At 65.5% G+C, this 14528-nt stretch carries 14 protein-coding genes; 4 read left to right on the top strand and 10 right to left on the bottom strand.

Annotated features, from left to right (window positions below; genetic code table 11):
* Positions 1–123: 123 nt before the first annotated feature.
* Complete coding sequence (locus tag LX70_RS06035) at positions 124–450, bottom strand: TIGR02300 family protein (protein WP_105513671.1); 327 nt, start codon at positions 448–450, stop codon at positions 124–126.
* Positions 451–609: 159 nt separating this feature from the next.
* Between LX70_RS06035 and LX70_RS06040 the strand changes: the two genes are divergently transcribed.
* The 3 genes from LX70_RS06040 (at position 610) to LX70_RS06050 (ending at position 2589) form a co-directional block, all read left to right on the top strand.
* On the top strand, positions 610–1308 hold the full coding sequence (locus LX70_RS06040; RefSeq protein ID WP_105513672.1) for a M48 family metallopeptidase: 699 nt from the start codon (positions 610–612) through the stop codon (positions 1306–1308).
* A 31-nt stretch (positions 1309–1339) separates the two neighbouring features.
* Positions 1340–1990 carry a GntR family transcriptional regulator gene (locus tag LX70_RS06045; RefSeq protein WP_425430579.1) on the top strand — a complete coding sequence of 217 codons (651 nt, stop codon included), beginning with the start codon at positions 1340–1342 and terminating at the stop codon, positions 1988–1990.
* 95 nt (positions 1991–2085) lie between these two features.
* Positions 2086–2589 (top strand): DUF4405 domain-containing protein, encoded by a 504-nt coding sequence (locus LX70_RS06050; protein WP_105513673.1) that lies wholly within the window; start codon positions 2086–2088, stop codon positions 2587–2589.
* A gap of 52 nt (positions 2590–2641) precedes the next feature.
* Here LX70_RS06050 and lpdA read toward each other — a convergent pair whose 3' ends face one another.
* The 9 genes from lpdA to sucC all read right to left on the bottom strand — a co-directional run bounded on the left by lpdA (position 2642) and on the right by sucC (position 12824).
* A complete protein-coding gene (gene lpdA / locus LX70_RS06055; protein WP_105513674.1) occupies positions 2642–4030 on the bottom strand; it encodes a dihydrolipoyl dehydrogenase in 1389 nt (462 codons plus the stop codon).
* Positions 4031–4120: 90 nt separating this feature from the next.
* Complete coding sequence (locus tag LX70_RS06060; RefSeq protein ID WP_105513675.1) at positions 4121–4513, bottom strand: MAPEG family protein; 393 nt, start codon at positions 4511–4513, stop codon at positions 4121–4123.
* Between the two features lie 85 nt (positions 4514–4598).
* Positions 4599–4841, bottom strand: coding sequence for a hypothetical protein (locus LX70_RS06065; RefSeq protein WP_105513676.1), 243 nt, complete (start codon positions 4839–4841; stop codon positions 4599–4601).
* A gap of 84 nt (positions 4842–4925) precedes the next feature.
* Complete coding sequence (locus LX70_RS20365; protein WP_146111552.1) at positions 4926–5141, bottom strand: HTH-like domain-containing protein; 216 nt, start codon at positions 5139–5141, stop codon at positions 4926–4928.
* Positions 5142–5217: 76 nt separating this feature from the next.
* A complete protein-coding gene (gene odhB / locus LX70_RS06075) occupies positions 5218–6768 on the bottom strand; it encodes a 2-oxoglutarate dehydrogenase complex dihydrolipoyllysine-residue succinyltransferase (RefSeq protein ID WP_105513678.1) in 1551 nt (516 codons plus the stop codon).
* Positions 6768–9734, bottom strand: coding sequence for a 2-oxoglutarate dehydrogenase E1 component (locus tag LX70_RS06080; protein ID WP_105513679.1), 2967 nt, complete (start codon positions 9732–9734; stop codon positions 6768–6770). Before LX70_RS06080 ends, odhB begins: the two co-directional genes overlap by 1 nt.
* Positions 9735–9789: 55 nt before the next feature.
* On the bottom strand, positions 9790–10509 hold the full coding sequence (locus LX70_RS06085; protein WP_105513680.1) for a sulfotransferase family 2 domain-containing protein: 720 nt from the start codon (positions 10507–10509) through the stop codon (positions 9790–9792).
* Between the two features lie 63 nt (positions 10510–10572).
* A complete protein-coding gene (gene sucD / locus LX70_RS06090; protein WP_105513681.1) occupies positions 10573–11457 on the bottom strand; it encodes a succinate--CoA ligase subunit alpha in 885 nt (294 codons plus the stop codon).
* Between the two features lie 173 nt (positions 11458–11630).
* Positions 11631–12824 carry an ADP-forming succinate--CoA ligase subunit beta gene (gene sucC, locus LX70_RS06095; RefSeq protein ID WP_105513682.1) on the bottom strand — a complete coding sequence of 398 codons (1194 nt, stop codon included), beginning with the start codon at positions 12822–12824 and terminating at the stop codon, positions 11631–11633.
* Between the two features lie 231 nt (positions 12825–13055).
* Between sucC and LX70_RS06100 the strand changes: the two genes are divergently transcribed.
* A complete protein-coding gene (locus LX70_RS06100) occupies positions 13056–14087 on the top strand; it encodes a glycosyltransferase family protein (RefSeq protein ID WP_211301675.1) in 1032 nt (343 codons plus the stop codon).
* The last annotated feature ends 441 nt before the right edge of the window (positions 14088–14528 follow it).

Raw genomic sequence — 14528 nt, forward strand, 5'->3', positions numbered from 1 at the left:
CAAGAGAAAAGTGCGCGGTATCGGGGGAATTCCGCGTGGCCCGTCCGCGCGGGGCTTCGCCAGACGAAAAGGGGCGCGGCCCGTTGGCCACGCCCCCCCGTCATCCCGCTGACCGCAAACCGGTCAGTCGTCGTCGTTGCTCGCCACGTCCGCGATTTCGTCCAGCGAGACATCGTCGTCGCTGTCGTCTTCCAGCAGATCGTCGTCGAGATCGGAATCGCTCGAATCGTCGTCGATGTCGTCGTCGTCGTTCAGGTCATCGACCTCGAGATCGGTTTCCTTGGTCGCGGTCTTTTCGCTGATAAGCGTGCGCCCACGGCCCGCCACAAGGCTTTCGGCCGTGAAGGTGTGGCCGCATTCCGGGCAGGTCATCGGGTCGCGCTGCAAGTCGTAGAACCGGCTGTTGCAATGCGGGCAAAGGCGTTTGGCGCCCCATTCGTCCTTGGGCATGGAACACTCCTTTAGTGCGCGTCTGTCTCAGAGTCGCAGCCAACTGCCACAAGAGGGCGGGGCTGTCAAAGGCTTTCGGGACCATCGCGCGCCGGGGACGGATTTGTGCATTCCGCCCGCGCCCGCGCTTTGCTAGATTGGGCCAAAGGCAGGCAGGATATGGTAGAGCGGACCCTTCCCGGCAATCCCCCGGTTCCCGTCACGCTGCGCCGCTCGGCGCGGGCGCGGCGGTTCTCGCTGCGCGTCTCGCGGCTGGACGGGCGGGTGACGCTGTCGATGCCCGCCCGCGCCTCCGAGGCCGAGGCGCTGGCCTTCGCGGGCAGCAAGGCCGACTGGGTCCGCGCGATCCTGGCGGAAACCGCGCCAAGGCAGGCGATCGGGCCGGGGGCGACGGTGCCGTTCGAGGGGCGGGCGCTGACCATCACCCCGGCCAGGGTGCGGGCGGTGCGGGTCGAGGGCGACGCCCTTCTGGTGCCGGGCGATCCGGCGCGCTTTGCCACCCGGATCGAGGCCTTCCTGAAACTCGCCGCGCGCCAGCGGCTTCAGGCGGAAAGCGAAGGTTTCGCCGCCGCGCTGGGCCGCAAGGTTCATGCCATCACGCTGCGCGACACCCGGTCCCGCTGGGGGTCCTGCACCCATGACGGGCGGCTGATGTATAGCTGGCGGCTGATCATGGCCCCGCCCGAGGTGCTGCGCTATGTCGCCGCCCATGAGGTCGCGCACCTGCGCGAGATGAACCATTCGCCCGCCTTCTGGGCGCATGTCGCCCGGCTGATGCCCGATTACGCCCGCCATCGCCGCTGGCTTCGGACCCACGGAAACGACCTTCACGCGCTCGATTTCAGCCGGATGGATTGACGCGGGCGCGGATTTGCGCCTTTCCTCAACCATGCTGATGCAGAACCGCCCCCTTGATGCCGGGATCGCCGCCCATGACCGGGTCTACCGGACGCTGCGCCAGCAGATCATGCATGGGGAACTTGCCCCCGCCCAGTCGCTGACGGTGCGCGGGCTGGCCAAGACCTTCGGCGTCTCCATGACACCGGCGCGCGAGGCGTTGCGGCGGCTGGCGGCGGAGGGGGCGCTGACGCTGTCGTCGTCGGGGCGGGTGACGACGCCGGACCTGTCGAACGAACGGATCGAGGAACTGGCGACGCTGCGCGCGCTGATCGAGACGGAGCTGGCCAGCCGCGCCCTGCCGCGCGCCCATTTGGCGTTGATCGAACGCTTGCAGGTCATCAACATGGCCAATGCCGAGGCGGCGGTGAAGCGCGACGCGGTGGGCTATATCCGCACCAACCTCGACTTTCACCGCACGCTTTACCTGCGCGCCCAGGCCCCGGCGATGCTGGCCATCGCCGAGACGGTCTGGCTGCAACTGGGGCCGACCATGCGGGCGGTCTATTCCCGGCTGAAACGCAGCGATCCGCCGCAGACCCATCGCATGATCCTGGCGGCGCTGAAGGCGGGCGACGAACCGGCGCTTCGGCTGGCGGTGCGCACCGATGTGACGCAGGGCCTGCGCCATCTTCTGACCTGATTTTTCCGCGCCGCGGCGACGGAACCCTGCCGGGCCTGCGTGTAGCGGGTATAGGTCCCCAGGGGCGGGACCGCTTGTTTTTGCAGGAGTTTCCGATGCCTTCCCTTGTTTCCCGCTACGCCACCCCGCTGATCACGGGGCTGTTCCTCGTTTCGCTCGTCTCCGGGATCGCGCTTTTCTTCCATGTCGGCGGGGCCGCTTTTCACGGCATGCATGAATGGCTGAGCATGGTGCTGATCGTTCCCTTCGCGCTGCATATCTGGAAGAACTGGAAGCCGATGACGGCCTATCTGAAACGGATGCCGATGGCGCTGTCGCTGGCGCTTTCGGTCGTGGCCGCGGCGGTGTTCTTCCTGCCGACCGGCGGTGAGGCCGGGCGCGGCGGGCCGCCGCAGTTCCGGCTGGCGCAGACGGTTCTGTCGGCCACGCCTGCCACCGCCGCGCCCCTTTTCGGGATGAGTGAGCCGGACTTCGTCGCCGGATTGAAGGATGCGGGGCTTGTCGCCACCGGCACGGGCCAGACGCTGCGCGACATGGCCACGGCGGCGGGCAAGACCGATGCGGAACTGGCGGCGACGCTCCTGCAATTTGGCTCGTGACACGAAAAGCGCCCCGCCGATCCGCGGGGCGCTTTCCTTTTATCTCAAAAGGTTAGGCGTGAATTGCGCCGTCGCCGCAGGCCAGAGCCGCCTCGCGCACCGCTTCCGAGAAGGTCGGGTGGGCGTGGCAGGTCAGCGCGATGTCCTCGGCGGCGGCGCCAAACTCCATGCCGACGCAGATCTCATGGATCAGCTCGCCCGCCGACGGGCCGATGATGTGGCAGCCAAGGATGCGGTCGGTTTCCTTGTCGGCAAGGATCTTCACAAAGCCCTCGCCCTGGAACACCGCCTTGGCGCGCCCGTTGCCCATGAAGGAAAACTTGCCGACCTTGTAGGCGCGGCCCTCTTCCTTCAACTGATCCTCGGTCTTGCCGACACTTGCCACCTCGGGCGTGGTGTAGATCACGCCGGGAATGACGCCGTAATTGACGTGGCCATGCTTGCCCGCGATGACCTCGGCCACCGCCATCCCCTCATCCTCGGCCTTGTGGGCGAGCATCGGGCCGGTGATGGCGTCGCCGATGGCATAGATGCCCTTGACGCTGGTCTGCCAGTGGTCGTCGGTCTTGACCTGGCCGCGCTTCTCCATCTCCACGCCCAAGGCTTCAAGGCCCAGCCCGTCGGTATAGGGCTTGCGGCCCGTGGCGACGAGGACGACCTCGGCCTCAACCGTCGCCTCGCTGTCGTCTTTCCGCAGCTTGTAGGTCACGGTGTTCTTGCCCTTGGCGGTCTTCACACCCTGAACGGCAGCGCCCATGATGAATTTAAGGCCTTGTTTGCCAAGGATTCTCTGGAAGGTCTTCTGCACCTCACCGTCCATGCCCGGCGTGATCGCGTCAAGGAATTCGACCACCGTCACCTCGGCCCCCAGACGGGCATAGACCGACCCCATCTCAAGCCCGATGACACCGGCGCCGATCACCACCATCGACTTCGGCACCTTCGGCAGCGCCAGCGCGCCGGTGGAGGTGACCACGGTCTTCTCGTCGATCTCGATCCCCGGCAGCGAGGACGGCTCTGACCCGGTGGCGATGACGATGGACCTGGCGTTATGGACCTCATCGCCGACCTTCACCTGCCCGGCGGCGGGGATCGACCCCCAGCCTTTCAGCCAGGTCACCTTGTTCTTCTTGAACAGGAATTCGATGCCCTTGGTGTTCTGGCCGATGACATCGTCCTTGTAGGCCAGCATCTGCGTCCAGTCGACCGAGGGGGATTTGCCCTTCAGACCCATCTTGGCGAAGTTATGTTCCGCCTCATGCAGCGAATGGGTCGCGTGTAGCAGCGCCTTCGACGGGATGCAGCCGACGTTCAGGCAGGTGCCGCCCAGCGTCTCGCGCCCCTCGACACAGGCGGTTTTCAGCCCCAGCTGCGCGCAGCGGATCGCGCAGACATAGCCACCGGGGCCGCCGCCGATCACGATCACATCAAAATCTGCCATGTCTTAACTCCTTCGGAAAGTCGTGTCGGCCCGGCGTCGGGCGGGCGTAGGTTTCTGTAGGGCATCTGTCGCGACAGATGCCGGTGCGGGTCAGGTCATCAGCGCCACGAGGTAAAGCGCCACGGTCGCGGCAAAGCCCGCAAGCCAGAGGAGCGTGCGCACCCCGGTCAGCTTCAGCGCATAGGCCGGGACATAGAGGATGCGGGCGATCAGGAAGGCCTGCGCGGCGGTCAGGGTCGTGGCGCTGAATTCCTCCTTCACGGCCAGGATCAGGATCGCGGGGGCGAACAGCGCCATCGCCGTGACGGCGTTCACCAGCGCCCGGTCGAGACGGCCGGTGATGCCGGTCAGCGTACGGTGTTCGTCGCGCGAGGACAGCAGGTACCCCATGCCGAGTTGCGACATCGCGCCGGTGACCTGCAAGAGAAGGATCAGCGCCGTGTAAAGCCCGTAAAGGGCAAGGATGTTCAGTTCGCTGGTCATTTGGCGTGCCTTTTGATGGCTGCGGCTGGGGGCAGGGTGCTATGGCAGGGCCGAAGGGTCAAGGTCGGGACCATGGTCGCGCGGATCACGCCGTCTTCACGAATTGCCCCGAGACGCCGCCCTTCAGCGCCGCCTGCTCGTGTAGCCATGCCTCGGCCCGCTTGCGGTCGCTGACCTCGAAAAGCACCACGGCGCGGTCCGCATCATCGGCATCGCGCCACATCTGAAGCATGGTCAGCCCGGCCGCGTCGCGGGTTTCGGCATGGGCATCATAACCGGCCTTCCAGGCGTCGAAACCGTTGGTGGAGAAGGTGGCGATGAGGTGCATGGGGGTTCTCCCGTAGGATGGGCAATGAATGCGCAGCCTATTGGTGGCGGCGAGATAGACGTTGTTCAATGGCAGATGAACGGGTCATTTGAGGCTTACATACTCAGCCAATTGTACACCCATCGCGACTTGGGGACCCCACTTGCCGATGCCGGATCTTTCGCAGATCGAGGCGATGGAGTGAGCCTTAAGCTCTTCGGCGTGCGTGACGCCGAAGAGAACGACGAAGGCGTGCTTTTTCCGATAAGGCGCGCTGTCGTAAGCTTTACGCAAGAGATCGGCGAGTTGTTGTTCGGTCATTTCGTATCTTACCCTATCGAGCGCACGCCACACCCCGCCCCGTAGGATGGGCAATATTGCCCATCCTACCAAAGGGTCACAGATCCATCAGCAGACGCCGCGGATCCTCCAGCGCCTCTTTCACGCGCACGAGGAAGGTCACCGCGCCCTTGCCGTCGACGATCCGGTGATCGTAGCTCAGCGCAAGATACATCATCGGGCGGATCACGATCTGGCCACCGACGACGACCGGGCGGTCCTGGATCTTGTGCATGCCAAGGATGCCCGACTGCGGGGGGTTCAGGATCGGCGACGACATGAGGCTGCCATAGACGCCGCCGTTCGAGATGGTGAAGGACCCGCCCTGCATTTCCGCCATGCTGAGCTTGCCGTCGCGGGCGCGGGTGCCAAGCTCGGCGATCTTCTTCTCGATCGCGGCAAAGCCCATCTGGTCGGCATCGCGCACCACCGGCACGACAAGGCCCGAGGGCGTGCCGACGGCCACGCCCATATGGACGAAGTTCTTGTAGACCACGTCGCCGCCGTCGATCTCGGCATTGACCTCCGGCACCTCTTTCAGCGCGTGGCAGCAGGCCTTCACGAAGAAGGACATGAAGCCAAGCTTGACCTTGTGCTTCTTCTCGAAGGCGTCCTTGTATTCGTTGCGCAGGTCCATGATGCCCTTCATGTCCACCTCGTTATAGGTGGTCAGCATCGCGGCGGTGTTCTGCGCGTCCTTGAGGCGGCGGGCGATGGTGGCGCGCAGCCGCGTCATCTTCACCCGCTCTTCCCGCGCCGCATCCTCGGCCGGGACAGGTGCGCGGGGGGCAGAGGCCGGGGCGGGCGCGGCCGAAGCCACGGGCGCGGCGGCGGGGGCAGGGGCGGCCGACGCCTTGGCAACGTCTTCCTTCATCACCCGTCCGTCGCGGCCAGAGCCTGTGACCTGATCGGAGGACAGGCCCTTTTCCGCCATCGCCTTCTTGGCCGAAGGCGCGTCTTCCACATCCTTGCGTTCGGTCAGCGTTTCGGGTCCGGCGCCGGGGGAATCGACGGCCTCCGCCCTGGCCGCTGCGGACGGGGCGGCGCCCGTGGCGCCTTCGGTCACGACGGCAAGGCGGGCCTTGGCATCGACCGTGCTGCCCTCGGGCGCGACGATCTCGGCCAGCACGCCGGCGACGGGCGAGGGGACCTCGACCGAGACCTTGTCGGTCTCAAGCTCACACAGCATCTCGTCCACGGCGACGGCGTCGCCCGGCTTCTTGAACCAGGTGGAGACGGTCGCCTCGGTCACGCTTTCGCCCAGCGTCGGGACCATCACGTCGATATTCTTGCCAGCCATCTTGCCCTCATCGGCTTGCGGCGCGGAAACGGCGCCTTTCTTGGGGGTTACATCTTCGGAACCGGATTTCCCGGCCTCGGTAATCTGCGCGAGCAGCGCGTTCACGCCGACGGTCGTGCCTTCGGCGGCGACGATCTCGGCCAGCTTTCCGGCGACGGGAGAGGGGACCTCGACCGTCACCTTGTCGGTCTCAAGCTCGCACAGCATTTCATCCACTGCGACGGTGTCGCCCGGTTTCTTGAACCAGGTGGCGACCGTCGCCTCGGTCACGCTTTCGCCCAGCGTGGGGACGCGAACCTCGACCGCCATCAGGCACCTCCCGCGACGCCGAGCGCGTCGGCGACAAGCGCCTCCTGCTCGGCCTTGTGGCGGCTGGCGAGGCCCGTCGCGGGCGACGCCGTGGCGGACCGTCCGGCATAGACCGGGCGCTGGGCCTTGGCCCCGATCCGGGTCAGGACCCATTCGAGGTTGGGTTCGACAAAGAACCAGGCCCCCTGGTTCTTCGGCTCTTCCTGGCACCAGATCACCTCGGCGCCCTTGAAGCGGTCCAGCTCCTTCACCAGCGACTGCGCCGGGAAGGGGTAGAACTGTTCAAGCCGCAGGAGGTAGACATCGGTCAGCCCGCGCTTGTCGCGTTCGGCCAGAAGGTCGAAATAGACCTTGCCGGAACAGATCACGACCCGCTTGATCTTCTTGTCCGCGACCAGCTTCGTGTCCGAATGCCCCTTCTGCGCGTCGTCCCAGAGGACGCGGTGGAAGGTCGACCCGGTGGTGAAATCCTCGGCATCCGAAACCGCGAGCGGGTGGCGCAGAAGCGATTTCGGCGTCATCAGCATAAGGGGCTTGCGGAAGCTGCGATGGATCTGGCGGCGCAGGATGTGGAAGTAGTTCGCGGGGGTGGAGCAGTTGGCGACGATCCAGTTGTCCTGGGCGCAAAGTTGCAGCCAGCGTTCCAGCCGGGCAGAGGAGTGCTCCGGCCCTTGCCCCTCGAACCCGTGCGGCATCAGGCAGACGAGGCCCGACATGCGCAGCCATTTGCTTTCGCCCGAGGAGATGAACTGGTCGAACATGATCTGCGCGCCGTTGGCGAAGTCGCCGAACTGCGCCTCCCACATGGTCAGCGCGTTGGGTTCGGCCAGCGAATAGCCGTATTCGAAGCCCAGCACCGCGTATTCGGAAAGCATCGAGTCGATGACCTCATACCGCGCCTGACCCGCCTTGATGTGGTTCAGCGGATAATGCCGTTCCTCGGTCGTCTGGTCGACGAAGGCGGAGTGACGCTGGCTGAATGTGCCGCGCGTGCAGTCCTGGCCGGACAGGCGCACCGGATAGCCCTCGGTCAGGAGCGAGCCGAAGGCCAGCGCCTCGGCCGTGGCCCAGTCGAACCCGGTGCCGGATTTGAACATCGCCGACTTGGCGTCCAGAAGCCGGGTCACGGTCTTGTGGATGTCGAACCCGTCGGGGACGCGGGTCAGCGCGGTCCCGATTTCGGCCATCAGCTTCTTGGTGATCGCGGTCTTGCCGGGCGAATATTCCTCCCCCTCGCGGTTGAGGTGTGACCAGCGCCCGTCAAGCCAGTCGGCCTTGTTCGGCTTGTAGCTTTTGCCGGTCTCGAATTCCTCGTTCAGATGCGCCTGGAAGGCGGCCTTCATGTCCTCGATCTCACCTTCCGGGATCAGGCCGTCCTTGACCAGACGCTCGGTATAAAGCTGAAGCGTGGTCTTGTGGGTCTTGATCGTCTTGTACATCGCCGGGTTGGTGAACATCGGCTCATCGCCTTCGTTGTGACCGAAGCGGCGATAGCAGAAGATGTCGATGACGGCGTCCTTGCCGAACATCTGCCGATACTCGGTCGCGACCTTGGCGGCGTGGACGACGGCCTCCGGGTCGTCGCCGTTGACGTGGAAGATCGGCGCCTCGACCATCAGCGCGATGTCGGTCGGGTAGGGCGAGGAGCGGCTGAAATGCGGCGCGGTGGTGAAACCGATCTGGTTGTTCACGACGATATGGATCGTGCCGCCGGTGCGGTGGCCGCGCAGGCCCGAGAGGCCAAAGCATTCGGCCACGACACCCTGACCGGCAAAGGCCGCGTCGCCGTGCAGCAGGATCGGCAGCACCGCGCGGCGCTCTGACTGGTCCGAGAGCTGGTCCTGCTTGGCGCGCACCTTGCCAAGGACGACCGGATCGACCGCCTCAAGATGCGAGGGGTTGGCGGTCAATGACAGGTGAACGGTGTTGCCGTCGAAGGTCCGGTCGGACGACGCGCCGAGGTGGTATTTCACGTCGCCGGAACCATCGACATCCTCGGGCTTGAAGCTGCCGCCCTGGAATTCGTTGAAGATGGCGCGGTAGGGCTTCATCAGCACATTGGCCAGAACCGACAGACGGCCCCGGTGCGGCATGCCGACGACGATCTCCTTGACGCCAAGATTGCCGCCGCGCTTGACGATCTGTTCCATCGCCGGGATCAGCGCCTCGCCCCCGTCAAGGCCAAAGCGCTTGGTCCCCATGTACTTGACATGCAGGAACTTTTCGAAGCCCTCCGCCTCGACCAGCTTGTTCAGGATCGCCTTGCGGCCCTCGCGGGTGAACTGGATTTCCTTGCCGAAACCTTCGATCCGCTCCTTCAGCCACGCGGCCTGGGCCGGGTCGGAGATATGCATGTATTGCAGCGCGAAGGTGCCGCAATAGGTGCGCTTCACGATCTCCATGATCTGCCGCATCGACGCGATTTCAAGGCCAAGCACGTTGTCGATGAAGATCGGCCGGTCCATGTCGGCCTCGGTGAAGCCGTAGGATTTCGGGTCAAGCTCAGGGTGCGGCGTCGTCTCACGCAGGCCGAGCGGGTCGAGATCGGCGATCAGGTGGCCCCGGATCCGGTAGGCGCGGATGATCATCAGCGCGCGGATACTGTCGAGAACGGCGCGCTTGACCTGATCATCGCTGACCGCGACGCCCTTTTCGGCGGCCTTGGCGCGGATCTTGTCGCCCGCGGCCTTGCCTTCGGCCACCTGCGGCCATTCGCCCGTCAGCGCCCCGGTCAGGTCGTCGGCGGGCACCGGCGGCCAGTCCGGCCGCTCCCACGAGGCGCCGCGCGCTTCCTTGCGCACATCGGTTTCGCTGTCGCCGAGCGAGCGGAAGAACGCGGCCCAGCTTTCATCGACCGCCGAAGGGTCGGCCGCGAAGCGGGCGTAAAGCTGTTCGACATATTCCGCGTTATGCCCTTGCAGGAACGAGGAAGCGTGGAACTGGTCGTTGGGGGACTGGTCGGTCATGGGGTCACCTCATGCGAGTTGAGACCGGGGTTGAAATGGTGGAGGGAAGCGGTGGTCATCCCCGCCTCCCGGTCAGCGCGCCGACAAGGCCCTTGAGGCCCGCGGGTTTCGCGGCGGGGGCCTTGGATTTCGGGATCTGGTCGATGGCATAGCCGAAGCGGGCGAAATCCTCGGCATAGGTCTCGGCCACCCGCGCCAGCGTCTCGGCCGAGGGCGTCATGCGCGGGTCGTCCTTCGACATCGCCTTCTTGCGCACATTCTCCGCCGCGATCTCACGCGGGCCGTCCTTGTTGCCCGCCAGCCGGTCAAGATGCGCGACAACGGGGGCAAGCCCGTCCTCCATGCGGAAGGCGGCCGCGTCCGCAGGCACAAGGTCGGCCATCGGGCGCAGGTGGTTGTCGTAAAGGAACGGCTCCGCCTCGCGCCGTTTCAGCCAGTCGTCGAACCATTCGTCGATGGACCAGAGCGGCGCCACGGTCTTTTCGACCTCCACCTGAAACTGGAAGGCTGAGGTGAGCCGCTTCAGCGGATGGCGCACGACGGCGAAGGAACTGGCGATCCAGCCTTCGGGGATCAGCTTGTGAAACGCGTCAAGCGGCAGGTGCTGCGGCGAGGATTTGGTCCAGCGCGACGGCTCGGGATCGCTGAGGAAGCGGCTGTTGACGAAGGCGAGCGCGCCGAAGCGCTTCTCAAGATAATGCTCCACAGATGTGCCGGCGCATTTCGGCACATGGGCGTAATAGTGCAACCTGTCACCGATACGGAAAATGGGCATCGCCGCCGTGTCCTCCCCTGGCGTCGTCGCGGCCCCGGTGGTTTTCGGGGCCGCGCCGGACGCTTACCCCTTGATCGCCTTCATCACCGCCTCGCCCAGCGTGGCGGGGCTGTCGGCGACGACGATCCCGGCGGCTTTCATCGCCTCAATCTTGCTCTCCGCGTCGCCCTTGCCGCCCGCGACGATGGCCCCGGCATGGCCCATCCGGCGGCCCTTCGGCGCGGTGCGACCGGCGATAAAGCCCGCGACCGGCTTCTTGCGGCCGCGCTTCGCCTCATCGGCCAGGAACTGCGCCGCCTCTTCCTCGGCCGAACCGCCGATCTCGCCGATCATGATGATCGACTGCGTTTCGTCATCGGCCAGGAACATCTCCAGCACGTCGATATGTTCCATCCCCTTGATCGGGTCGCCGCCGATGCCGACGGCCGAGGACTGGCCCAGACCCACGTCCGAGGTCTGCTTCACCGCCTCATAGGTCAGCGTGCCGGAGCGGCTGACGACGCCGACCGAGCCGCGCTTGAAGATATTGCCGGGCATGATGCCGATCTTGCATTCGTCCGGCGTCATGATGCCGGGGCAGTTCGGGCCGATGAGTTTGGATTTCGACCCGGAAAGCGCCCGCTTGACGCGCATCATGTCAAGAACCGGGATGCCTTCGGTGATGGCCACGATCAGCGGGATTTCGGCGTCGATCGCCTCAAGGATGCTGTCGGCGGCGAAGGGGGGCGGAACGTAGATCACGCTGGCATTTGCGCCGGTCCGCTCCACCGCCTCATGGACGGAATTGAAGACCGGCAGCCCGATATGTTCGGTCCCGCCTTTGCCGGGAGTCACACCACCGACCATCTTGGTGCCATAGGCGATGGCCTGTTCGGTGTGGAAGGTGCCTTGCGAGCCGGTGAGGCCCTGGCAGATGACTTTAGTGTTCTTGTCGATAAGGACGGACATGCGTCAGTTCCCTTGCTTTTCTATGGCTTGCGCTGCGTCGATCTGGTTCTTCGTGTAGTAGTAGTACCCACCTCCGGCTAAGCCGACGATTAGTACAATTACCCAAGTCGGTACGAACAATCGAAGAACCAGAAGGCTTCCTCCGATGAAGAGTGCGATTGAGAAGCCCATGGCTACCCCTTCACCGCCTTCACGATTTTCTGCGCGGCGTCGCTCAGGTCGTCGGCGGCGATGACGTTCAGGCCGGAGGTGTTGATGATCTCCTTGCCCTTCTCGACATTCGTCCCCTCAAGCCGGACGACCAGCGGCACTTTCAGGCCCACTTCCTTGACCGCGGCCACCACGCCCTCGGCGATGATGTCGCAGCGCATGATGCCGCCGAAGATGTTGACGAGGATGCCCTTCACGTTGGGGTCCGAGGTGATGATCTTGAAGGCCTCGGTCACCTTCTCCTTCGTGGCGCCGCCGCCGACGTCGAGGAAGTTGGCCGGTTCCGCGCCGTAAAGCTTGATGATGTCCATCGTCGCCATCGCGAGGCCCGCGCCGTTGACCATGCAGCCGATCTCGCCATCCAGCGCGATGTAGTTCAGGTCGAACTTGGAGGCGGCAAGCTCCTTCGGGTCCTCTTCCGTCTCATCGCGCAGCGCGGCAATGTCGGGGTGGCGGTAGATCGCGTTGCCGTCGAAACCCATCTTGGCGTCGAGGCATTTCAGGTCGCCCGCCGGCGTCACGATCAGCGGGTTGATCTCAAGCATCTCCATGTCTTTTTCGAGGAAAAGCTTGTAGAGTGTGCGGATCAGGCCCACGCATTGCTTGACCTGCGCGCCCTGAAGGCCAAGCGCGAAGGCCACGCGGCGGCCGTGGAAATCGGAAAGACCCGAGGCCGGATCGACGGAGAAGGTCAGGATCTTCTCGGGCGTCTTGGCGGCCACTTCCTCGATATCCATCCCGCCTTCGGTCGAGCAGACGAAGGCCACGCGGCTGGTCTGGCGATCGACCAGAAGGGCGAGGTAAAGCTCACGCGCGATGTCGCTGCCATCCTCGATATAGATCCGGTTGACCTGCTTGCCGGGGGCGCCTGTCTGATGGGTGATCAGGGTGCGGCCCAGCATCTGCTTGGCCAGCTGCGCGGCCTCTTCCACCGACTTGGCAAGGCGAACACCGCCCTTTTCACCGGCCTCGGGTTCCTTGAAGTGGCCCTTGCCGCGCCCGCCGGCGTGGATCTGCGCCTTCACGACCCAGAGCGGCCCGTCAAGCTCACCGGCCGCCGTCTTGGCCTCTTCCGCGCGCAACACGGGCCGGCCATCGGAAACCGGCGCGCCATATTGGCGCAGGAGAGCCTTGGCCTGGTATTCGTGGATGTTCATCGCCTCAGTCCCTGTCCATTAGGTTCGCCCCGGTGATGACACATAGGGGCGCAGGCATGAACGAATAATTACGTGAGGCGGGAAAGCGGCGCGGAAAACCCGCTTTTTGTGATCACGCGATTTGAGGGTGTGATCACATTTCCGGCCGGTCCTGCGCGAATCAGTCGCGGTTGACCTTGCTTGCGGGCAGATCATAACTGAGACGTCGGTTGAATGCGAAAGGGACGGCCTGTGGTTTTGCCGCGTTGGGGGATCGTGACGACGGCGGATGCGCCGGTGTCCCTGCTGATCGCCCATGCCGCCCATCACCTCGTCGCTGGGGCGGGGGAGGTTCACCTTTATCTCGACAACGCCCCGGAGGCGGCAGAGGATCTGGCCCCGTTGCGGTGCCTGCCCGGCGTCCGCGTGACCGTCGCCGACCGGGCCTGGTGGCGCGGCCAGGGGCGGCGGCGGCCGCGCCTGCACCAGGTGCGCCAGACCCACAACGCCACCGCCGCGCTGGCCGCGACCGGGATGGACTACCTCATCCACCTCGATATCGACGAATTCCTCTGGCAGTGGGAACCGCTGGCCGAGGAACTGTCGCTGCTGCCCGAGGGGCATTTCCTGAAGATCGGTAATATCGAGCGGGTCCATGCCGCGACGGACCCCGGCACAGACATCTTTTCCCCGCTCTTCCGCCTGCCCGAAGCCCTTGTCTCGGGGCGGGAGGCGGCGGAGGAGGATCTGCGGAACGGCGGCCTGACCCGGCAGGGCCTGACCGGGCATTCAAGCGGCAAGGCCGCAAGCCCGGCGGGCCTTGGCTATACCGCCGGTATCCACCGCCCGCGTCTTTCGGCCCGCCGTGGTGGCCTTTATCCGCGCCACCGCTTGTCCGAAAGCGCGACGATCCTGCATTTCGACGGCGTCACGCCGCGCGACTGGCTGCACAAGCTTTTGCGCAAGGGCGAGGCGCTTGAGCGTGACCCGCAAAGCCCTGCCGCAGAGGAACGCGCGCGACAGGTGGCGGCGCTGATGGCCTGCGGCCCCGATCTGGCGGCGGCGCTTGCGCTTTACGACCGGCTGAAACGGCTCGACCCGGCGCGCGAGGCGACATGGCGCGGCGAGGGCCGGGTGATCGAGGTTCCCTTCGACCCCGCCGGGGCCATTGCTGAACTGCTGCCGGGCCATGTCGCCGACTTGAGCCGCGATGGCTATGACCGCTGGCTGGCATCGACGAAGGGCGATGTGTTTGCCCGGTTCGGGATGCCTGTCGGCGGGTAGGTCTTCGGAAAAGGCGTGGAGCCGCGGCGGCGGATGACCGCGGGGGCGGCGGGGCCTGGGGTCCCTTGCTTACGGGCCGGTGAGGGACGCGCGGGCCGAGGTGGCGAGGCAGGTGAAGTTGGCAGCGTCCCGGGCTTGACCCGGGACCTCCGCCGCCGGAAGACGAGGTCCCGGATCGGGTCCGGGACGGCAAGGAATAGGCCTTCCTGCCCCGCTCCCAACCCCCGACAGCCAAATCTCCGTGCCAGGCGATGCGCGACGGCGCGGGCGCGCCGCTGTTTCGGGCGCAAGAGGTGAAGTTGGCAGCGTCCCGGGCTTGATCCGGGACCTCTGCCACCGGAAGAAGAGGTCCCGGATCAGGTCCGGGACGGGACAGCACGGGCCTTCCCGTCCCGCTCCCCAACGGCCGTCAGGACGCGCTGCCCATCCGCGCGTCACCCC

It is taken from the genome of Albidovulum denitrificans, from assembly GCF_002973535.1.
GTDB classification, from domain to species: domain Bacteria; phylum Pseudomonadota; class Alphaproteobacteria; order Rhodobacterales; family Rhodobacteraceae; genus Albidovulum; species Albidovulum denitrificans.

What these genes read in the sequence shown, in the direction of transcription:
- LX70_RS06035 (WP_105513671.1), bottom strand. Translation starts at nt 450, where the DNA reads ATGCCCAAGGACGAATGGGGCGCCAAACGCCTTTGCCCGCATTGCAAC.
- LX70_RS06040 (WP_105513672.1), top strand. Translation starts at nt 610, where the DNA reads ATGGTAGAGCGGACCCTTCCCGGCAATCCCCCGGTTCCCGTCACGCTG.
- LX70_RS06045 (WP_425430579.1), top strand. Translation starts at nt 1,340, where the DNA reads ATGCTGATGCAGAACCGCCCCCTTGATGCCGGGATCGCCGCCCATGAC.
- LX70_RS06050 (WP_105513673.1), top strand. Translation starts at nt 2,086, where the DNA reads ATGCCTTCCCTTGTTTCCCGCTACGCCACCCCGCTGATCACGGGGCTG.
- lpdA (WP_105513674.1), bottom strand. Translation starts at nt 4,030, where the DNA reads ATGGCAGATTTTGATGTGATCGTGATCGGCGGCGGCCCCGGTGGCTAT.
- LX70_RS06060 (WP_105513675.1), bottom strand. Translation starts at nt 4,513, where the DNA reads ATGACCAGCGAACTGAACATCCTTGCCCTTTACGGGCTTTACACGGCG.
- LX70_RS06065 (WP_105513676.1), bottom strand. Translation starts at nt 4,841, where the DNA reads ATGCACCTCATCGCCACCTTCTCCACCAACGGTTTCGACGCCTGGAAG.
- LX70_RS20365 (WP_146111552.1), bottom strand. Translation starts at nt 5,141, where the DNA reads ATGACCGAACAACAACTCGCCGATCTCTTGCGTAAAGCTTACGACAGC.
- odhB (WP_105513678.1), bottom strand. Translation starts at nt 6,768, where the DNA reads ATGGCGGTCGAGGTTCGCGTCCCCACGCTGGGCGAAAGCGTGACCGAG.
- LX70_RS06080 (WP_105513679.1), bottom strand. Translation starts at nt 9,734, where the DNA reads ATGACCGACCAGTCCCCCAACGACCAGTTCCACGCTTCCTCGTTCCTG.
- LX70_RS06085 (WP_105513680.1), bottom strand. Translation starts at nt 10,509, where the DNA reads ATGCCCATTTTCCGTATCGGTGACAGGTTGCACTATTACGCCCATGTG.
- sucD (WP_105513681.1), bottom strand. Translation starts at nt 11,457, where the DNA reads ATGTCCGTCCTTATCGACAAGAACACTAAAGTCATCTGCCAGGGCCTC.
- sucC (WP_105513682.1), bottom strand. Translation starts at nt 12,824, where the DNA reads ATGAACATCCACGAATACCAGGCCAAGGCTCTCCTGCGCCAATATGGC.